Origin of the sequence: Agrobacterium pusense (assembly GCF_013285525.1) — a bacterium.
Taxonomy (GTDB): domain Bacteria; phylum Pseudomonadota; class Alphaproteobacteria; order Rhizobiales; family Rhizobiaceae; genus Agrobacterium; species Agrobacterium pusense.
Genome location: NZ_CP053857.1, coordinates 1,847,116 through 1,864,632, shown reverse-complemented (window position 1 = coordinate 1,864,632; position 17,517 = coordinate 1,847,116). Strand labels below are relative to the sequence as shown.

General features: G+C 59.6%; 15 protein-coding genes. 5 read left to right on the top strand and 10 right to left on the bottom strand.

Going from position 1 to position 17,517, the window contains the following annotated elements:
- Window positions 1-21: 21 nt before the first annotated feature.
- The 3 genes from HQN82_RS22070 to HQN82_RS22060 form a co-directional block, all read right to left on the bottom strand.
- Window positions 22-1,560, bottom strand: a complete 1,539-nt coding sequence (locus HQN82_RS22070; protein ID WP_234704094.1) for an ABC transporter substrate-binding protein — start codon at window positions 1,558-1,560, stop codon at window positions 22-24.
- 124 nt (window positions 1,561-1,684) lie between these two features.
- Window positions 1,685-2,665, bottom strand: a complete 981-nt coding sequence (locus HQN82_RS22065; RefSeq protein WP_022563796.1) for a mannonate dehydratase — start codon at window positions 2,663-2,665, stop codon at window positions 1,685-1,687.
- Window positions 2,666-2,732: 67 nt separating this feature from the next.
- Window positions 2,733-3,446, bottom strand: coding sequence for a FadR/GntR family transcriptional regulator (locus HQN82_RS22060; RefSeq protein WP_004444769.1), 714 nt, complete (start codon window positions 3,444-3,446; stop codon window positions 2,733-2,735).
- Window positions 3,447-3,652: 206 nt separating this feature from the next.
- Between HQN82_RS22060 and HQN82_RS22055 the strand changes: the two genes are divergently transcribed.
- Genes HQN82_RS22055 through HQN82_RS22040 form a run of 4 tightly spaced genes read left to right on the top strand, consistent with a single transcriptional unit; the run spans window position 3,653 to window position 7,143 of the window.
- Window positions 3,653-4,681: an ABC transporter permease gene (locus tag HQN82_RS22055; RefSeq protein WP_022563795.1), complete on the top strand. Its 1,029-nt coding sequence runs from the start codon at window positions 3,653-3,655 to the stop codon at window positions 4,679-4,681.
- Complete coding sequence (locus HQN82_RS22050) at window positions 4,678-5,577, top strand: ABC transporter permease (protein ID WP_022563794.1); 900 nt, start codon at window positions 4,678-4,680, stop codon at window positions 5,575-5,577. Before HQN82_RS22055 ends, HQN82_RS22050 begins: the two co-directional genes overlap by 4 nt.
- On the top strand, window positions 5,564-6,409 hold the full coding sequence (locus HQN82_RS22045; RefSeq protein WP_107341516.1) for an ABC transporter ATP-binding protein: 846 nt from the start codon (window positions 5,564-5,566) through the stop codon (window positions 6,407-6,409). The genes HQN82_RS22050 and HQN82_RS22045 overlap by 14 nt, the downstream gene beginning before the upstream one ends.
- A complete protein-coding gene (locus HQN82_RS22040) occupies window positions 6,406-7,143 on the top strand; it encodes an ABC transporter ATP-binding protein (RefSeq protein ID WP_144579166.1) in 738 nt (245 codons plus the stop codon). The genes HQN82_RS22045 and HQN82_RS22040 overlap by 4 nt, the downstream gene beginning before the upstream one ends.
- A gap of 60 nt (window positions 7,144-7,203) precedes the next feature.
- Here HQN82_RS22040 and HQN82_RS22035 read toward each other — a convergent pair whose 3' ends face one another.
- The 7 genes from HQN82_RS22035 to HQN82_RS22005 form a co-directional block, all read right to left on the bottom strand.
- Window positions 7,204-8,256: an ABC transporter ATP-binding protein gene (locus tag HQN82_RS22035; protein WP_022563791.1), complete on the bottom strand. Its 1,053-nt coding sequence runs from the start codon at window positions 8,254-8,256 to the stop codon at window positions 7,204-7,206.
- Window positions 8,257-8,273: 17 nt separating this feature from the next.
- Window positions 8,274-9,116 (bottom strand): carbohydrate ABC transporter permease, encoded by an 843-nt coding sequence (locus HQN82_RS22030; RefSeq protein ID WP_022563790.1) that lies wholly within the window; start codon window positions 9,114-9,116, stop codon window positions 8,274-8,276.
- The gene (locus tag HQN82_RS22025; protein ID WP_173615948.1) at window positions 9,106-10,038 is read right to left on the bottom strand and encodes a carbohydrate ABC transporter permease; all 933 of its coding nucleotides are present in this window, start codon (window positions 10,036-10,038) and stop codon (window positions 9,106-9,108) included. Before HQN82_RS22025 ends, HQN82_RS22030 begins: the two co-directional genes overlap by 11 nt.
- A 10-nt stretch (window positions 10,039-10,048) precedes the next feature.
- Window positions 10,049-11,320 (bottom strand): ABC transporter substrate-binding protein, encoded by a 1,272-nt coding sequence (locus tag HQN82_RS22020; protein ID WP_173615947.1) that lies wholly within the window; start codon window positions 11,318-11,320, stop codon window positions 10,049-10,051.
- Window positions 11,321-11,369: 49 nt separating this feature from the next.
- Window positions 11,370-12,971, bottom strand: a complete 1,602-nt coding sequence (locus HQN82_RS22015) for an FAD-dependent oxidoreductase (RefSeq protein WP_173616048.1) — start codon at window positions 12,969-12,971, stop codon at window positions 11,370-11,372.
- A 5-nt stretch (window positions 12,972-12,976) separates the two neighbouring features.
- Window positions 12,977-14,047, bottom strand: a complete 1,071-nt coding sequence (locus tag HQN82_RS22010) for a LacI family DNA-binding transcriptional regulator (protein WP_100911468.1) — start codon at window positions 14,045-14,047, stop codon at window positions 12,977-12,979.
- 198 nt (window positions 14,048-14,245) lie between these two features.
- Window positions 14,246-14,983, bottom strand: coding sequence for a carboxylesterase family protein (locus HQN82_RS22005; RefSeq protein WP_173615946.1), 738 nt, complete (start codon window positions 14,981-14,983; stop codon window positions 14,246-14,248).
- Window positions 14,984-15,395: 412 nt separating this feature from the next.
- Here HQN82_RS22005 and HQN82_RS22000 point away from each other — a divergent pair, with 412 nt between their 5' ends.
- On the top strand, window positions 15,396-17,462 hold the full coding sequence (locus tag HQN82_RS22000) for an ATP-dependent helicase (protein ID WP_173615945.1): 2,067 nt from the start codon (window positions 15,396-15,398) through the stop codon (window positions 17,460-17,462).
- Window positions 17,463-17,517 lie beyond the last annotated feature (55 nt).

Sequence of the window (17,517 nt, the reverse complement as noted above, 5' to 3'; positions counted from 1 at the left end):
TTCGCAAACTATGCTTTGCCGTCAGTCCTTCGTGACCTTTTCAAGCCGGGTCGTCTGGCTGGGGTGGCCCACATAATCCTTGACGCGTGCATTCAGCACGATCGGCTCGAATCTCTCGAACATCGGCAGCACCGCCGGCTTCTGCGCGACGAACATTTCCTGCATCTGGGTGTAGATTTCCCCGCGCTTCTTGGCATCAGGCTCGAGTGACGCCTTTGCCGTGAGCGCGGTCAGTTCCGGAATATCCCAGGCCGAGCGCCAGACAAAATTGCCGGCGTTGTTGGCGGCAAGCGAGTTGTCCGGGTTGCTGGAGAACTGTTCCATCGAGCCCAGAACATTCGGCATGTAGGCTCCGGTCTGCGGGATGAGCAGATCAAAATCCCGCGCGCGGTGCGCGGCAATCACGTCCGAGCCGTTACCCTGCTGGATATTGACCTTGATACCAATCTGGCTGAGCGTGGCCTGAATGGCAGTGGCGAGGTCGATGCGCGGCGTCTGCGCGATCGTCTTCAGATTGAGCGTGAAACCGTTCTCGTAGCCGGCCTCCTTGAGGAGCGCTTTTGCCTTCTCCACGTCGAGCTTCCAATCCGGGCTCGGAATGGCATATTCGAAGTTTTCCGGCACGGGCACCGTGCGCGCCCGGCCGTAGGGACCCATGATGGTTTTTTCCATGCCCTTGTAGTCGATGCCGTAGGCGATCGCTTCGCGGACCTTGGGGTTGGACAGGGGCTCCTTGCCGGCGTTCATGGACAGGACGTAAAAACCGCCCGTCGGCACACGCTGGATCTGGAAACCGTCCTTGTTGTTGAAGGTCGCGAGATCCGCAGCCGTCAGCGCGCTGGCGATGTCGATATCGCCGCGCTCCAGCATCAGGCGCTCAACCTGGCTTTCCGGCACATGCCGCACGATGACGCGGCGCATTTTGGGGCTTCCGGCCACATAGTCCTTATTCGCCTCCAGAATGATGATCTCATTCGGCGACCAGCGGTTGAGGGTGAAAGGGCCGGAGCCGGCCGAATTTGTTCTCAGCCATGCATTCCCCCAGTCATCATTGACCTCGTGGGACTTCAGTTCCTTGCTGTCGACCACGCTGGCAATGACCATGGCGAGGCGATAGAGCAGCAATTCCGAAGTCGTTTCACCCGAAAGATCGACGCGAACCGTTTTTTCATCCGGAGCACTTACCAGCTTGTCGATGTTGTCGGCATTGTAGCCCACGCGCTTGAGGTTCGCTGCGGCCGCCTGGTTCATCTTCAGAAGGCGGCTGAGCGAATAAACCACATCGGCCGAGGTCACCGGGTTACCGGAGGCGAAATTCGCCTCGCGAAGATGAAAGGTGATGCCTTTCTCATCCGTTTCCCAGCGCTCGGCGAGCTGCGGCGAAACCTTGCCGGAACCGTCCACCGAGATCAGGCGATCATAAAGATTGGCCATGATTTCGTTGGCTTTTGCTTCGGTGGCCTGATGGGGGTCGAGTGACAGCACCTGGGCCAGCGACGTGCCGATAACCAGCTGGTCGTTGGGGGTTTTGGCCGCGACGGGCGATCCCTGCACGAGCATAGCGCCAAGAACGGTGGTGAATGCGAGACGGATCAATGTTTTTTTCATACCTGCTCCTCCTACAGATCGGTAATTGATGTTCGGGAAAAGCCGCGACGCAGCGGGGCGGCGCGGGCCAAAACGGTCAAAGATGCTTGTTATCAAGTGCTTCGATCAAGGCTGCGATGTAGCCGTAGCAGAAGGCGAAAGCGACGCCGACGGGATCGCGTCCGGCAATCGTCGGCACATGGTCCGGCATGATCATGTAGCGATAACCGAGTTCGTGATAGAGTTTCAGCGAGCGCACCATGTCCATGTCCCCCTCATCGGGGAAAGTCTCCATGAAGGACAATTTCCCGCCGCTGATGTTGCGGAAGTGGACGTTGAAAATCTTGTCGCGGCTGCCGAACCAGCGGATGATGTCGTCGATCTCCTCGCGCGGATCATCAAGCATCTCGCCGATTGACCCCTGGCAGAAATTCAGGCCGTGATAGGGGCTCTCGCGCATCTGCACGAACTTCTTCAGCCCATCGACCGTTCCGAGCACACGGGTGACTCCCCTGTAGCCTGGCGGTGTATAGGGATCATGGGGGTGGCAGGCGAGACGCACCCTATTGCTTTCAGCAACCGGCACGACGCGTTCGAGGAAGTAGTCGATGCGTTCCCAGTTCTCGTCTTCGGACAGAACGCCGGCGAGGCCCGGTGCGGCATCATGGTCCGCCTTGTCCCAGCGCCATGCCTCGTTGAGCGAACCGCCACGGCCGCGCTCCATCTCCGTGCGCGGAATGCCAATGAGGTTGAGATTGTATTTCGCGGCAGGAATTCCAGCCCTCGCGATGTTTTCGATCATCGTGCAGACGGCATCGATCTGCCGGTCGCGATCCGGGCCGGCAAGCAGGATATCGGGATATGACGCCTGCTCGATGGGCCGGGACGGCAACGGCAGTTGCACCATATCGAGGACAAGGCCAAAGCTTTCGACCTTGTCACGGTGGCGCTCGAAATCCTCGAAAGTCCAGCTCGCGGGTGCTCCGGGCGGATCCGCGCTGATGTTTTTGACGCCGAGCTGCGCCCAGACCTTGTAATCCTCGTCATCGCGCGCAGCAACCTGGGTGCCGACATACATCGATTCTCTCCTCTCTCCATGCGAGTCATCATATGACATCGCATGAAATAAGATGAGTGTCGAGATGCTATTGCGCCTCCGAGAGCAGCCTGTATCGCCGCTGACTTGCCAGCATGTGTTCACGCATGGCTTTTCGGGCCGCATCGGGATCCTGCTCGACGATGGCGCGCAGGATTGCCTCGTGCTCGGCCTGGACTTTGCGAAGATAATTCGCGTCGCCGGTTTCAGGCAGCGTTGGGAACTGCCCACGCGGTATCGAGCGTGAACCGAACTGGCGCAATGCCTCCAGATAGAAGCGGTTATTGGTTGCGGTCGCGATGGCCGAATGGAATTCGTAATCCGCATCGACAGTCGATTCGCCCGCGTCGATGGCACGGGCCATTTTCCGGTGCGCCGCCGAGATTGCCGCTTCCTGCTGGGCCGTCCGGCGATAGGCTGCGATCGCCGCCGCCTCCCCTTCCGTTGCCAGGCGGAACTCCAGCATTTCCAGCGTCTCGGCAATGGTGCCAACTTCAGACTGCGTCAGTTTCACGCCGGCCCATTCACTGTCGCTACTGACAAAAACCCCCTTGCCCTGGATAGGGACGACGTAACCGGCAGAACGCAAATCGGCAATCGCTTCGCGGACCACCGTCCGGCTCACGCCATAAGCGCGCTCCAATTGCGGCTCCGTGGGAAGCTGGTCGCCATTTTTTAGTTTTCCACTGCGAATTTCTGCGCTGAGATTATCGATGATCTGTTGCGCCCGCCTCTCCCGCGGCCTCGCTTTGTCGCCAATCATGCCAGTCTTCCCTCTTGCAGAATACGAATCCCTTCGTTACTCATATGATGACGTGGCGGCACGTCATATGTTTTCATGTTAACTCAGGGAGGGGTTGGGATGAAGTACCATCAAGAGTTTTTACAAAAGAGAATTGCGCGTCTGCGGCGAGCAGCGGGCAAAGGGCCGGCCCCTGACGGATTTCTCTCAAGGAAGTGTGGCCAGCAATGACGGAGATTTCACTGCGCGGGCTTGGGCATCGTTTTCTGCAACTGATCGTCAGCCTCTTCATCCTGCTCTGCATCACCTTCATCATAGGCCGTGTGATGCCGACCGATCCGGTCGGAGCAATCGTCGGCGAGCTTGCCGATCCAAAGGCCTATGAGGCCATGAGGGCGCGGCTTGGCCTTGATCTGCCACTTTATCAGCAGTTCTTCATTTACTTGCGTGGTCTGCTGCATGGGGATTTCGGTATCGCGATCCTGACGGGCAATCCCGTGACGCGCGATCTGGCGCAGGCCTTCCCCGCAACCTTCGAACTTGCGACGCTGGCGATCATCATCTCGACGATCATCGGCGTTCCCCTCGGTCTTGCCGCAGCCCTGTTTCGCGATACGTTCATCGACAAGTTCGCGCGTGTCTTTGCGCTGGTTGGACATTCGATACCTGTTTTCTGGTTCGGCATTGTCGGGCTCGTCATTTTTTATGCCAGTCTCAATCTGGTCGGAGGGCCCGGCCGGGTGGATGTGTTCTACGAGGGTCTGGTGGAACCCAGAACCGGCCTGATGCTGGTCGACAGCCTGCTTGCGGGCGAGACGGAAATCTTCTGGAACGCGCTCGGACACATCATCCTGCCGGCCGTAATCCTTGCCTATATGGCCATGGCCTATATCACCCGCATGACGAGGGCTTTCACCCTCGAACAGCTGAGCCAGGACTATGTGATCGCGGCGCGGGCAAAAGGTGTCAGTCCCGCACGCACGATAACACGCCATGTACTGCCCAATATCGCCGTGCAGCTCATAACTGTACTGGCAATTTCCTACGGCAATCTGCTGGAAGGCGCCGTGGTGACCGAGATCGTCTTTTCCTGGCCGGGCATCGGCCAATATATGACCAATGCGCTGCTCATCGGCGACATGAATGCGATCCTCGCCGCCACGATCGTCATCGGCTTCATATTCATGTTGCTCAACTTCCTCGCCGATCTGGCCTACACCACGCTTGATCCCCGCACACGGGAGGCCGCACGATGACCGATATCGCGCAAAACAATACCGTTGATCGCCCCGGCGCCCTGTCGCGCCTGTCGACAACAACTGTGCGGACACTTAGGAAGCTCGCAGACGAGCCACTTGGGATGTTCGGCTTCGCCATTCTGGCGGTTCTGGTACTGGTCGCCATTTTCGCTCCGCTCATTGCGCCTTACGATCCTACCCGCCAGGCGCTCGAAAACGCGCTCCAGCCTCCCAGCTGGGCGCATCTGGCCGGAACCGACGAATTCGGCCGCGACATTTTCAGCCGGCTCGTCTACGGCACCCGCATCACCATCCAGACCGTCCTGTCGGTCTCGGTCATCGTTGGTCCGATCGGCCTTGCGATTGGCGTCATGGCCGGTTTCTTCGGCGGGCGCACCGATGCCATCTTGATGCGCGCGACCGATATCGTCCTCTCCTTCCCCTCGCTCGTGCTCGCACTTGCCTTTGCGGCAGCGATGGGAGCCGGTCTCGGAACAGCGATCATCGCGATCTCGCTGACGGCGTGGCCACCGATTGCGCGTCTCGCCCGCGCGGAAGCACTGGTGGTGCGAAACACCGATTATGTGGCCGCCGCCCGCCTCTACGGCGCCTCGCCGCTGCGCATCCTGTTTCTCTATATCGCGCCGATGTGCATCCCCTCGGTCATCGTTCGCCTCACGCTGAACATGGCGGGCATCATTCTGACGGCTGCTTCGCTCGGCTTTCTCGGCCTTGGGGCGCAGCCGCCGCTGCCTGAATGGGGTGCGATGATCTCCAGCGGCCGCAAATTCATGCTCGATTACTGGTGGGTCGCCGTCATGCCCGGCATTGCCATCCTGCTGACGAGCCTTGCCTTCAACATCGCCGGCGATACGCTGCGCGACCTTCTGGATCCGCGTCATGCCCGTTCCTGACAGCACTCCCATACTCTCGGTACGCGACCTCAATGTCCGTTTTGGGCGCAATGCCATTTCCGCCGTTTCCAACGTCAATTTCGACGTCGGCCGCGAAAGGGTCGGTATCGTCGGTGAATCCGGTTCCGGCAAATCCACCACCGGCCGGGCCGCCATGCGCCTTTTGCCAAAGAGCGCGACAGTGACGGCGGAGAAAATGGATTTTCTCGGCGAACCGCTGCTCACAAAAACCGAACGGCAGATGGGCGCGATCCGTGGCAGCGAGATGGCGCTGATCATGCAGGACCCGCGTTATTCGCTGAACCCGGTGCTACCCATCGGCAAACAGGTGGCGGAAGCCGCCGAACTGCATCTGGCGCTTACCGGCCAGGCGGCAAGGGCTGCGGCGCGCGACATGCTGCTGCGCGTACGCATCAACGATCCCGACCGCGTCATGGCGCTTTATCCACACCAGATATCGGGTGGCATGGGGCAGCGGGTGATGATCGCCATGATGCTGCTCGCCAAGCCGAAGCTTGTCATCGCCGACGAACCGACCTCGGCCCTCGATGTCAGCGTGCGCAAGGATGTGCTTCTGCTTCTGGACGAGATGGTGCGCGAGAACAATTCCGGCCTGATCCTCATCAGCCACGACATCCGCATGGTGGCGGCCTTCTGCGAACGCGTGCTGGTCATGTATGGCGGGCGCGTCGTGGAAACGCTGACGAAGCTTGAAGATGCGCGGCATCCCTATACGCGCGGCCTGATTGCGGCCATGCCCGATCCCCGCAATCCGGTCAGGCGCCTCAAGGTGTTGGATCGTCAGGCAATCGATGCGGAGGTGATGCGATGATCACGGTAGACAAGCTCGACGTCGTCTACGGCGCCAAGGAAAAACGTAACCACGTCGTACGCGGCGTCAGCCTTACGGTCAACAAAGGCGAAACCCTCGGAATTGTCGGCGAAAGCGGCTGCGGCAAATCGACCTTGCTGCGCTCGCTGGCAGGTCTGGAGGCCGGCTGGACCGGCTCGATAAGCTTCAATGGCAAACCGGTCGGCAAGACCCGCAGCCGCGACGAACTGAAACTGGCCCAGATGGTGTTTCAGGATCCCTACGGTTCACTGCATCCTCGCCACCGCATCGGCCGGGCACTGGCCGAGCCCATCCGCGCCATGGGGCTTGGCGACGGCTGGTCGAAGGTTCCCGCCGCCCTGCAACAGGTTGGCCTGCCTGCGCATTTTGCCGAGCGGTTCCCGCATGAACTTTCCGGCGGTCAGCGCCAGCGCGTGGCAATCGCCCGCGCGCTGATCCTCGAACCACCGATCCTGCTGCTCGACGAGCCGACATCCGCGCTCGACGTTTCCATCCAGGCCGAAATCCTCAACCTTCTTGCCGACCAGCGCGAAGAACGCGATCTGACCTTTGTTCTCGTCAGCCATGATCTGGCTGTCATCGCCCATATGTGCGACCGCGTGCTGGTGATGCAGAACGGCGTTTTTGTGGATGAACTGACCAAGGCCGACCTTGAAGCAGGCGTTACCCATGCCGCCTATTCAGGCGAGCTGTTCGAAAGCAGCTTTCTTTGAGATGATCGGTCGCGGAGATGGCTGAAGCGCGGCCGGACCTTTCTGGACGCCCGCCGGGGCTCAGTTCAGCCGATTGCCGTTCTCGTCCGAAAACAGATGAATGCCGTCCAAAGACGGGGATATCCTTATCTCCTCGCCGACCGCCTGGCCTATGCGTTCGCGAAAAACGCCGAGCACCCGCGAACCACCCAGTGTCATGGTGACCTGCGTTTCCGATCCCAGCGGTTCGACGAGCAGGATCTCGGCCGGTACGCCCGAGGGATCAAGGGCGAGGTGCTCCGGTCGGATGCCATAAGTCGCCCCTTTTCGCGCAAGAGCGGCGGCAGCGGCCGGCAATGGCAAGACCACACCGCCAGTTTCAAAACCGGCTTGCGATATCACGCCGGGCAGAAAATTCATGGAAGGTGAGCCTATGAAGCCGGCAACGAACTGGTTTGCCGGACGGTCGTAAAGTTCGAGCGGCGTGCCAACCTGCTCGACACGGCCGCCGTTCAGCACGACGACCCTGTCAGCCATCGTCATCGCCTCCACCTGGTCATGCGTCACATAGATCGTGGTGGTCCTGAGTTTCTGGTGCAAAGCCTTGATCTCGCCACGCATGACGACGCGCAGTTTGGCATCAAGGTTTGAGAGGGGTTCGTCGAACAGGAACACCTGCGGATTGCGAACGATGGCGCGACCCATTGCAACGCGCTGCCGCTGCCCGCCGGAGAGCTGGCGAGGATAACGGTCGAGCAATGCGGTAAGACCGAGGATCTCCGCCGCCCAGTTCACCTTCTCGGCAATTTCCTGTTTGCTTGAGCCGCGATGCTCCAGCGAAAAGCCCATATTGGTTGCGACCGTCATATGCGGATAAAGAGCGTATGACTGGAACACCATGGCGATGTCGCGGTCCTTGGGATCGAGATCGTTGACGATCCGCTCGCCGATCTTGAGTTCGCCACCCGTGATCGTTTCGAGACCGGCGACCATCCGCAGCAGGGTCGACTTGCCGCAGCCGGAGGGTCCGACGAGGACGACAAATTCGCCATCCCTGATATCGAGATCGACGCCGTGAATGGTTTTTACCGCGCCATAGCTTTTGCGGATGTCGGACAGGGTTACATTAGCCATCGATTAAATCCGGTTCTTCAGCCCTTGAGGCCGGTATGGGCGAGGCCTTCGACGAACTGCTTCTGGGCAATCACGAAGACGATGAGCACGGGCAGCGCCGTCAGCGTCGCTGCGGCAAGCTGGATATTCCACATCGGTCCGCCATAGGCGTCGGTATATTGGGTCAGCGCCTGCGGCAGCGTGAACATCTCTGCGCTGGAGAGAAAGACGATGGGCTCAAGGAACAGGTTCCAGGAGTGCAGGAAGGTGAAGATCGCGACCGAGGCCAGCGCCGGTTTTGCCAACGGCAGCGCGATCTTGCGGAATATCTTGAAGCGCCCGAGACCATCGACACGCGCCGCCTCTTCGAGCTCGGCGGGCAGCGTCACGAAGAACTGCCGCATGACGAAAGTGGCAAAAACACTGGGTGCACCGAAGATCGGCACAAGAATGAGCGGCCAGTGTGTGTTGACCATGCCCGCCTTCAGAAACATCTGAAACAGCGGCACGATCGTGACTTCCGACGGAATGAGCAGGCCAAGCAGCACGACCATGAAAATGAGATTTGCGCCCGGAAACCGGATCCGCGCAAAAGCATAGCCTGCCATGGACGATACGATCATCGTTCCTGCCGTCACGACAGCTGCGATATAGGCAGAATTCCAGTATTGCCGCACGAAAGGCTGCAACTCGAAGACCTTGGAATAGCTCGTCCAGTCCTGGTTTTGCGGGAAGAATTGCGGCGGGAAAGCGAAGATATCACTGATCGGCTTGATCGATGACGTCACCATCCACCATGTCGGAAAGACGAACGGGATCAGGAGCACGCACAACAACCCGTAAAGAGCGACCTGCATGCGTGGGGAAAGGTCAGCTTTCATAAAAGACGATCCTCTTGCGCATCTGCCACTGGGCGAAGGTCAGCACGGCGACGATCACAAACAGCAGGATGGACAGCGTCGAGCCGTAGCCAAAGAAATGAAACTGGAAGGCCTGCTGATAGAGATAATAGACCAGCACCGTGGTCGAGAGACCCGGCCCTCCCTGGGTCAGAACGGCGATCTGCGCAAAAACCTGCAGCGAGCCAACAATCGTAATGATCGAGGTTAACAGGATCGTCGGACTGATCAGCGGCAGGGTAATGCGACGAAACTGCTTGAAGGCGGGCGCACCGTCGATGCGGGCCGCCTCGTAGAGTTCTTTCGGCACACCCTGAAGTGCTGCCAGAAACAGGATCATGTTAAGCCCGACATTCTTGAAGACCTGCACGACGATGACTGAAATCATCGCGGTCGTTTCCTCGCGCAGCCAGTTGGGGCCTTCGATGCCGGCCATCAGCAACATGCCGTTGATGCCGCCATTTTTCTGCAACAGGAACCCCCAGACGATCGTCCAGGCAACCAGCGAGACGACGACCGGCGAGAAGAACAGCGTCCTGAATATCGCGATGCCAGCCAGTTTCTGGTTCAGCAATACGGCCAGAAGCAACGCCAGTGACAGGTTGAACACGACGAGCCCGGCCGAAAAAATCGCCGTCGCGCCAAGGACGTCGCGAAGATTGCTGTCCTCGACCAACATCCGGTAGTTCTGCGCACCCGTATAGGTGAAGGTGTTGGCGAGCACATTCCATTCATGCAGCGAATACCAGAACACCAGCCCGAGCGGGATCAGAACGAAGATGACGATGCCGATCAGCTGCGGTGCGATGAACAAGAAGCCCGCAAGGCTGTCGCGCCGCGTGATGGTCCAGAACGCCGGGGCCGGACGCTCCTGAGTTCGGGCAATATCCTGCGCGACAGCCATGGTTTTCTCCTCAGCGCTTCAAGAGCGGCCCGATCTGGCCGCAGATTTTTTGAAGCGCACCGGCCACATCGGCCTGCGGCCGCCAGACGGCGTCGAGGTTCGAACGCACGATCTGCTGGATCTGGGCAAAACCGGTATGGCCGGGCATGACCTTGCCGGTCGAGATGCCGGAGATGACAACCTTTTCAATCTGCTCCTCGCTGAGCAGCGGGTTCGTCTTTTTCAGCACCTGCGCATTCAGCAAAGACTTCCGCGCTGAAGGGAAGAACTGGCTGAGTTTGGCGGAATTTTCCGGATTGGTCATGTAAGCCACGAATTGCGCAGCGGTCTCGGCATTCTTGCCTGATTGCATGACGCCTATACCCGCCTGGCCGATCAGCGCATAATCGCCGGCAGGGCCCTTCGGAAGAGGCACGAGGTCCCAGCCAAATGGCTTGTCCTTCGGCAGAAGCGAGGCGCGGCTGATCTGCGTAATCGTCATCGCCGCATTGCCAGCGAAGAAATCGACCGTCTCGCCGGGGTCCGGAATGGCCTTCTTGTCGAAGATGGCGTCGTGGATGAACGAAATGGCGTCCGCCATCGGCTTTTCCGCCATGGTGCAGGTGGCGCCGTCAGCGCTCCAGGGTGAAGCCCCCCAGCCATTCCAGACGGAAGTGAGATATTGCCAGCTCTGGTAATTGAAATCGCGGACGACGAGCCCGCCCTTTCCGGTCTTGGCGACAGCCGACGCGGTTGCGATGGCGTTGTCCCACGTCCATTCGCCGGCAGCGATCATGTCGGCAGGGGTCTTGGCACCGGCAGCCTTGATGAGATCATTATTGACGAAGACGGCGAAGGGCGAGGTCGAAAACGGATAGGCGTAAAGCGTACCGTCCTGCGACCAGCGTTCCGTGGCGCCGGCACCCACCTCCTCAAGATTATATCCCGGCGCAGCCTTCAGTGTGTCCGTCAGCGGGTAGAGCGCCCCGGACTTGACGAAATCATAAGCCGACGTCTCGAAAATCCAGGCCATGTCAGGTGCGTTGCCGCCCGCGATCTGTGTGGTGAGTGCAGTCGTGTAGGTATCGAAAGGCAGGGACTCATAAGTCACGCTGACATTTGGATGATCCTTCTTGAAACCGGCTGCGATCTCGTTGAAGAGCTTGAGATGCGCCTCGTTGGCGCTCCAGATCGTCATGCGCAGATTAACCGCATCCTGCGCAGTTGCTCCGCCCGCAAACGCAAACGAGCCAATCAGGGCAAGCGCACAGGCCGTGGATTTCAGTTTAAAATGATTGTTCATTCCCGGTCCTCCTCCAAAGATGGGTTCGATCAGACGGCAAACCGCCGTCCTAATAGGCCGCGATATCAGGCCAGCGTATTTCGATGCCCTGACGGGTCAGCTGCGTCTGGAAGGCTTCCAGACGGTCATCGTCTTCCTGCACCTGATGCGGCGTGAGGCCATTTTCCAGGCAGTGCGCCGCAAGCATCCCGGCCACTTCGCCGATGTTCCATTCGACCGGATGCAGGCGGTAGCAACCATTGGTAATATGCGTCGTGCCGATGTTCTTGCCGGCCGGGATCAGGTTTCTCACCCGCTGCGGGATCAGCGCACCGAGCGGAATTTCAAACGGGCAGGATGGCACGTCGATGTAGTTGTCGCCGCCTGTCGATGGATGCAGGTCGATGCGGTACATGCCGATACCGATGCTGTCGCGATAGCGGACTGCCCCTCTTTCGCCGCGAACCGTGTAGGAAAGGTCCTGCTCGACGATGCGCGTCACCGGCTTGATACGGCGGCTTTCGCGAATGTAGGGCGCCATGGCAAGCCCATGGTCGGTGCCGGTGATATCGCCACGCAGCCGAAGCCCGCGGAACCCCTGCCCGCCATCAAGGCGCGGTGCTTCCGTCTGCAGCCAGTAAAAGACCGAATAAGAAAGATCTGCCGCCGCCTTCAGGTGGCGCGCCTTTTCTTCCTCGGCCACATCGATGATCGTGCCATCCATGTAATCGATCATCGGCCAATTCACGAGGCAGATATCCGATTGGTAGAAGCCGGGCGCAAAGTTTTTCCGTGCCGCGATGCGCCGGAAAATCCAGAGATTCTCATCACCGCCGCCCTTGCGCTGGTCGGCATCGACCAGCAGCGGATTATCATCGGGATTTGGCGTGAAGGAGCGGGTGGTATGCTCCAGCGTGCGCGGATGCGGCGCAGTGAAGCCGAGGAGCGGACCACCCCAGAAATGCGGCTGGTAAGAGCGCCAATAGTCGTAGTTCTCAGGCTTGTCGATCGTCTGGTCGCCATCGACGTGGTCAATGGCAAAGCAGATTGAGACAGCCTGCACATTGTCCGGTTGAGCGTGCTCTGGCGCGCTCGGTTCTTCCGTGTCCGACTGCGCCTCAAAACCCTTGGCATATTCCGTGCCGGTCATCGGCAGCAGATCGCCAAGTTCGGTGGCGTCGAGTACGTAATCGGCGGATATGACGATTTCTGCGCCGCTGTCGCGATGGCGGAGGGTCACGGAGCGAACCAAGTCGCCGTCCACATCGGCCCCGACGGGACGCCAAGGCTTGAGTATCGTCAGGCGACCTGCGCCAATATAGGGCATCAGCATGCTTTCCATGACCGCGAGGCTGACACGCGGCTCGGCGCAGATCCGGCTCACCCATCCGCCGCCCGGATTAAGGTCGCCCCACGCGCGCGCGCCTTCCGTCAGCGGATAATGGTCTCGATAATATTGCCGCACACCGTGGCGCAGCGCCCGGTAGGACCGGGTGATGCCGAACTGTTCAACCCATGTATGCTCGTCAGAGGGAACGGCCTGACTGGTCAATTGGCCGCCGATCCAGTCGTATTCTTCGGTCATGATCACGCGTTTGCCCGCTCGTGCGGCCGCCAGTGCCGCCGCTACGCCGCCAAGGCCGCCACCGACCACGAGAATATCTGCTTTCATGTCTTTCACGACGTCACATCCGTTTTGTTGACTGAGGACTTGTTTGCCGAGCCGGTCGGGGCCGGCCCCAACGTCTCTCCCTTGACGGGTTCACATTTGAGAAGGATCTGCCCACCGGCGCTGCCGGTCTCGATGCGGTTGACCAGCATGGCGGTTGCCTGCCGCCCCATCTCCTCGCGCGGAATTTCATAGGAGGTGAAACGCACGGGACTGCGTGCGGCCCTGATATGGCTGCCAAGCACGATCATCGAAAATGCGTCCGGCACGACAAGCCCCCTCGCCCGCGCCAGCGCCTCGACGCGCACGGCATCGGCCAATTCTATGAAGAAGGCGACTGTGGCCCCGCTCTCAATGATGGCATCAAGTATTTTCTCGGCCGGGCGGTTGACCGCCTTGATATGCAGGGCAATCGTGGCCGCATCTGCGAGCGCCGCGCTGAAACCTTGCCAGCGATCGGCAATCGATTCTGCCGGACCATGCGGGCCGATATAGGCAAGCCTGGTGTGTCCCAGCGCGATGGCGTCTTCGACGAGCTGACGCGTGCCCGCAGCGTAGTCGCCGCCGACATAGGGAACCGGCCCGCCGGCATCTTCACGCCGGCCGATCGCGACGAAGGGATAGTCTTCCGAAACCAGCCGGGCGAGTTCCTTGCGATCGAACTCGCGGCCGAGAACCAGACAGCCGTCCGCAATCCGAAGCCTGTTGCCTTCCGAGAAAATCTTGCGGTTATCGCCGACACCGGCGCTCGTCAGCAGCAGAAGATCATAAGCCTGCTGCTGCGCCTCTTCTTCGATACCCAGCAGGAAGGGCGTGAAGAAGTCAGCCTGAGCACTGGGGAATGCTGGCTCGTAGGTGAAAACGCCGAGGATCCGGTTCAGCCCCTTGGCCATGCGCCGCGCAATCGGATCGGCCACATAACCGGTCTGGCGAATGACGGCCTGCACCCTTTCCCGGGTTTCGTCCGGGATGCGCGCGACCGCTGCCGGCGCGCCGTTCAGAACAAGCGACACCGTTGCCTGGCTGACACCGGCAAGCTTGGCGATATCGTTCTGCGTGAGACGTCTGTGACTGGACACGCCATGCCCTCCTCCGGCATCCGTTCCCTGCTAATACGTATTAGCAGCTAATGCGTATTAGCACCATCTCCGCGTAGGGAGTCAAGCGATAAAGTACATTCGCTGAAAGGGTCGCAGATTATCGCAAGCCTGCGCTGCAATGGCAAAACGCGGCAGAAACGGCAATGTCAGCTGTAAAAAACAGCGGTCGGCCCGAATTTACGGATTCGAGGGTGCTTTTTCGCCCGCAAGCTTCTGCTCAAGCAACCAAGTCCACATCGCCTCGTCGTTCAGCACCTTTCCCTCGACTGCCTGATGGTCAGTGTCCTCAAGCACGGTGAGCCGAACATTGCGCTTCAGCTCCTTAAGACGTTGCACGAGCACCACTGTATCGGACAGCGGGATCACCTCGTCATCTGCGCCATGAAAGGCCCAGAAAGCCGCCTTCTCGTTCGTTCGATTGAGGTAGTGCCGAATGCCGCCGCCGGCAATCGGAACCACCGCGGCGAAAGTTTGAGGAAACTGCTCTGCCATGGACCATGCGCCGAACCCTCCCCGGCTATAGCCGATCAGATAGATGCGCTCCCGGTCCACCCGGTGGTTGGCCACCACCGCCTCAAGAACACTGGCGACACGCTCGATCGGGTAAAGTAGTTCCTCGCTCGGATTTTGGGGTGAAAACACCAGGAAGGGAAAGTCACGTCCGTCCTCTATCATTTTCGGCAAGCCGCTCGACCGTAGCTTTTCGACGTCGCTGCCGCCCTGATCGCCGCCATGCAGCCAGACGACAAGAGGATGGGTCTTGTTCGAGCCGGCGTAATCCTTGGGCTTGTAAAGCAGGTAGTTGAGGTCAGAAGCGATGGTGACATCAGATTTCATCGCTTTCTGTTCGGCCTGTGCAAATGTCGAGGCAGGGATTGCGGCCAGAGCGATCAGGCAGAATTTAAGTCGTCTCATGATTTTTTCCTCCCAGTGAATAAGGCTCTTCCGGGGTAATGACCGTTAAACCCGATCGGGTTCAACGCTCCCGGAAAAAGCAGAAAAAGCGCCTCGGAACACATGAAATATCTCATCATTTCAAACCAATGAGACAACTGCCTCATCCGATTTCCGGCGATGCGACGACAGCATATCCGCTTCCGCTCCTGAGGCAACATTCGCGGCAGAGACTTCGGAAATCGAGCTGTCAGGTGATGGCGCCAACCGGACTTGCGCAGCAAGGCTTTTGCGTTCAGCATTTGTTCTGGCTTGCTGTTTGAGTCTTTGCTAATCATTGCGGCACGAAGGCGAAATGGCGGCGCAGGCTCAGTCGCCCGCCGTTTTCGGGCAGGCAACTTCGCCTGGGGCAAATATTGAGGATTAGTGCAGGATGGCGGTTGCCTATCTGGAAAAACTGAACGAGCAGCAACGCAAGGCCGTGGAACATGGTGTTGGACTGGTGGATGGACATGTCGCCGGTCCGCTTCTGATCATCGCCGGCGCCGGCTCGGGAAAGACCAACACGCTGGCTCACCGTGTTGCGCATCTGATCGTGAATGGCGCCGATCCCCGCCGCATCCTGCTGATGACGTTCTCACGGCGCGCAGCTTCCGAGATGGCGCGCCGTGTCGAACGGATATGCAAGCAGGTCCTCGGGGCAAATTCGGCAATCATGACAGATGCATTGGCGTGGTCCGGCACGTTTCACGGCATTGGTGCACGGCTGTTGCGCATCTATGCCGAGCAGATCGGCCTCAACATCGATTTCACCATCCACGACCGCGAAGACAGCGCCGACCTGATGAACCTTGCCCGGCACGAGCTGGGGTTTTCCAAAACCGAAAGCCGCTTTCCGACAAAGGGCACCTGTCTTGCGATCTATTCGCGCGCCGTAAATTCCCAGACGCCGCTCAAGGACATCTTGCGCCAGCACTATCCCTGGGTTGCCAACTGGGAAAGCGAACTCAGGGAACTGTTCGCGGCCTATGTCGAGGCCAAGCAGGTCCAGAACGTGCTCGATTACGACGATCTTCTGCTCTACTGGGCCCAGATGGTCAGCGACCCCGTTCTGGCTGACGATATAGGCAACCGCTTCGACCATGTGATGGTCGATGAATATCAAGATACCAACCGGTTGCAGGCATCGGTGCTGATGGCGCTGAAGCCCGGTGGTCGCGGGTTGACCGTGGTGGGTGACGACGCGCAGTCGATTTATTCTTTCCGCGCAGCGACCGTTCGCAACATCCTCGATTTCCCGGCTTCCTTCAGCCCGGCGGCCGATATCATCACGCTGGATCGCAACTATCGCTCGACGCAGCCGATCCTTGCAGCCGCCAACGGGGTCATCGATCTCGCGCGCGAGCGCTTCACCAAGAACCTCTGGACCGAGCGGGTATCGCTTGAGCGCCCAAGGCTCGTAACGGTGAAGGATGAAACCGAGCAGGCGAACTTCATAATCGACCAGATCCTCGCCAATCGCGAAACCGGCATGACGCTGAAACAGCAGGCCGTGCTGTTCCGTACCTCCAGCCATAGCGGCCCGCTCGAGGTGGAACTGACCCGCCGCAACATCCCGTTCGTCAAATTCGGCGGCCTGAAATTCCTGGACAGCGCCCATGTGAAGGACATGATGGCCGTGCTGCGTTTCGCCCAGAACCCGCGCGACCGCGTCGCCGGTTTCCGGCTGCTGCAGATGCTGCCAGGCATCGGACCGAAGAAGGCTGGCAATATTCTCGATGCGATTGCGACAGACCCAGAGCCGCTGCTTGCCCTCGCCGAAATTCCGCCGCCGCCGAAAACCGGCGATGACTGGACAGCCTTCACACAAATGCTTGTGGGCCTGCGGCAGGCGCCGAATGACTGGCCGGGCCAGATCGGGCAGGCTCGGCAGTGGTACGAGCCGCATCTCGAACGCCTGCATGAGGATGCGGACACCCGCAAGGCTGATCTGCTGCAGCTCGAGCAGATCGCTGGAGGGTACCCTTCACGCGAACGCTTCCTGACCGAACTGACGCTCGATCCGCCCGATGCCACCAGCGATCAGGCCGGCGTGCCGCTGCTCGACGAGGATTATCTCAGCCTCTCCACCATCCATTCGGCAAAAGGCCAGGAGTGGCGCTCCGTCTTCATCCTCAATGTGGTCGACGGCTGCATCCCCTCCGACCTCGGCGTCGGCACCACCCAGGAACTGGAGGAGGAACGCCGGCTGCTCTATGTCGCCATGACCCGCGCCAAGGACAGCCTGTCGCTGATCACGCCGCAACGCTTCTTCACCGGCGGGCAGAGTCAGCAGGGCGACCGGCATGTTTACGCCGCCAGGACACGTTTCATACCGGCGACGCTGTTGCAATTTTTCGAAACGATGAGCTGGCCACTGGTATCGGCTGCCGCTTCCGAACGCAGCGCGCAGCAGATCCGAATTGATGTTGGTGCGCGGATGCGCGCGATGTGGAAATAGTCGGTGATGGATATAGCGCCATACATCAGTAGTTTCGGTGGCAAACCGTGAGTGC